At 29.4% G+C, this 2,694-nt stretch carries 4 protein-coding genes; all 4 read right to left on the bottom strand.

All coding sequences use genetic code 11. The features are described from left to right. On the bottom strand, positions 1–381 hold a 381-nt coding region (locus VK998_RS07010), incomplete at its 3' end, for a peptidylprolyl isomerase (protein WP_325226929.1). A gap of 132 nt (positions 382–513) precedes the next feature. Continuing rightward, positions 514–1,485, bottom strand: a complete 972-nt coding sequence (locus tag VK998_RS07005) for an MBL fold metallo-hydrolase (RefSeq protein ID WP_325226926.1) — start codon at positions 1,483–1,485, stop codon at positions 514–516. Between the two features lie 21 nt (positions 1,486–1,506). Beyond that, complete coding sequence (locus VK998_RS07000) at positions 1,507–1,695, bottom strand: cysteine-rich CWC family protein (protein WP_325226924.1); 189 nt, start codon at positions 1,693–1,695, stop codon at positions 1,507–1,509. 121 nt (positions 1,696–1,816) lie between these two features. Beyond that, a partial coding sequence (locus tag VK998_RS06995; protein WP_325226921.1) for a M28 family peptidase occupies positions 1,817–2,694 on the bottom strand: 878 nt, incomplete at its 5' end.

Genomic DNA, 2,694 nt, shown 5'->3' with positions numbered 1-2,694 from the left:
AAATTCATCCTCAAAAGGTTTACCCCATATACTTTCCCCACCAGTTCCATTTCCAATTGGATCTCCACCCTGTATCATGAAACCTTCTATTACCCTATGGAAAGTCAATCCATCATAATATCCATTTTCAACATGAGTTTTGAAATTTTCCACTGCCTTAGGTGCTACTTTAGGAAAAAGCCTTATCTTAATGGTTCCATAATTGGTTTCCATTACGATAATCTCCTCATCTTTTTTTGGTAATTCTAATTGTTCTAATACCACATCAACGCCTCCTTCTGTTCGTTCTTCATTTTTTTCTACCTTTTTACATCCACTTAGATTTAATAGAGTAGTTAATATCAAAAATAAAAAGATAATTTGATATATTCTCTTATTCATCTTTAAATTCCTTTCTAAATAGTTTCTTCTTTAGGATACCATATATTTCGACTGAATATAATAGTTTTTCAATGATCTATTTAATTTTATGGAAAATTCGAAACTGCTCTGTCTGTCCCATAACATACTATTTTAAATCAATTTATAAAACAATCTTCCATTTTCTATATTTTTATCTACTTCTCCTATACAAACCAAATGTTCCAAATGGCTCATAGCCTCTCCTGAAGCAAACCATTTTTGAGGATTGGGAAAATCTTCCCAGCTATTATGTCTTAAATCCCAGTGCATTTTTGACGCTACATCCCTAACAGTCATCTTATTATCCTTTAGAATTTCTTTTATCTCCTCTAATCGTTTACCATGATGCTCTAAAAGTTCATTAATTCTTTTCTTATGATTTCTAACTATTTTTCTATGGGAAGGAAATACAGTCTTAATATCATAATTATATATCTTATTTAAACTTTTAAAATATGTATCTAATATATCTTCATCAAATCCCCAAAAAGCAATATTAGGAGTAATACTGTCTAATATATGATCTCCACCAAAAAATAATTTGTGTTTCTTTTCGTATAGACCAATATGTCCTGGAGTATGCCCAGGTATATCAACTACCTCCAAATGATAATTCCCTACATTTAAAATATTTCCTTCTTGTAATGATACAAAATCTATTGGCTCCTTAGGACAATATTTATAACCAGGATGATCATCAAAGGATATATTATCTTTATCAAGATCGAATAGTACTTTAAATTCATCAAACCTTTCCCAATACTTTTCACCACTCATCTCATTTATCATCTTGCCATCTACTTCTCCTGCATATACCTTAACCCCTTCCTGATTTAGAGCAGCGGCTAATCCTGAATGATCCGAGTGTAGATGTGTTATTAAAAGATAGGAATTGTTAAGATCTATGTTTAAATTCTTTAACCCTTTCATCAATGTATCTTTGCATTCTTTTCTATTAAATCCAGTATCAATTATTAAGTTTTTGTCCTCAGATTTAATTATATAACTATTTAATGCCTTTAATGGATTATTCGGCAATGGTATCTCTAATCTATAAATATTTGGATATGTTTCTACTATCATATTAACACCTCTTCATTGCTTTTATTCTTTTGTATATTTATTTATACAATCTTTACAAATACATACTTTCCCTTTTTTATCCTCTGGAACTAAATCTAAAATATACTCAGGTATAGATACATTTTCACACCAACAGTTCCCTTGACCATGTTGACAATTATTAGGTTTCCCACAGATAGGACAAATTTTTTCCATTTCCTTTAAGGTCATACCTAACCCCTCCTTGAAAATTATATATATTTCTATAGCAATAGCTATAGAACACTTTAGTTAAGGGATTATTTAAAAGGGCTATTATTATAACCAAATAATAATAGCCCTTTTATAGATTCTAATAAGAATCCCCTAACCAATACTTATCACTCCAAGCATATTTTTCAACTATATTCATAATAAATTGAATTTGGTCTGCCACTATTTTAGAGTTTATTCCATTTATATCATTTTTATCTTGCTCATTCAACTTAACATATCGGCTATATTCTACTTTTCCTATTCCTGATATAGCTAATCCAGACACTTTGTTTTCTATAAAAGTTTCTACATCAATAAACATATTATCAAAATAATCTTGTTTTATAGGAATTTTTACTTCTTTTGCTACTTCTTTTATGTTTTTTATATTATTATAATGACGTTTATAGGCACTAGAAACAGATGAGGTATCCATATATAGTTTATTGCTATCTTCTAATCCTAAATAATTCAAATAAATATAAAAACTATTTATATCAATGTTTTTATTCCCTATTGCATTATATACACCTAAACCATTGTCCAAACTACCATCTACAAATAGAAACACTATAGTTCTACTAGCCATATTTTGATTGTTTTTTTCACTTAAACTCCGTGCCAATTCTAAAAGTGTAGCAACTGAAACACCATTTTCATGTAAATCGCTACCATAATTTGTAACTAAAACCAATGGATTGTTGCTATTTCTTCCCCATATATAACCTGCTATATTTTCCCCTTCAACCAATTCTTTCTTATTAGTTTCTCTCTTTGATTGTTCGTAAATAATGTCCTGTACATATTCATCATCAAACACTGGAAACATTCGATACATTTTCTCCAGTTCATCTACGATATATTCACCAACTTTTTGTTTAGTTTCTACAGAATTTATTCCATTTTGCTCCTGAATTTCATGTATCTTTTCCAGATCCTTCAAAGCTCTTTTACCATCTATTTCATAATATCCAT

Source organism: Schnuerera sp. (assembly GCF_035459645.1).
Classification (GTDB): domain Bacteria; phylum Bacillota; class Clostridia; order Tissierellales; family Tepidimicrobiaceae; genus Schnuerera.
Note: the sequence above shows the minus strand (reverse complement) of the source record. Positions and strands in the feature narration are given on the sequence as shown.

Coding starts and splice junctions, on each gene's coding strand:
- VK998_RS07005 (WP_325226926.1), bottom strand. CDS start 1,485: ATGATAGTAGAAACATATCCAAATATTTATAGATTAGAGATACCATTG.
- VK998_RS07000 (WP_325226924.1), bottom strand. CDS start 1,695: ATGACCTTAAAGGAAATGGAAAAAATTTGTCCTATCTGTGGGAAACCT.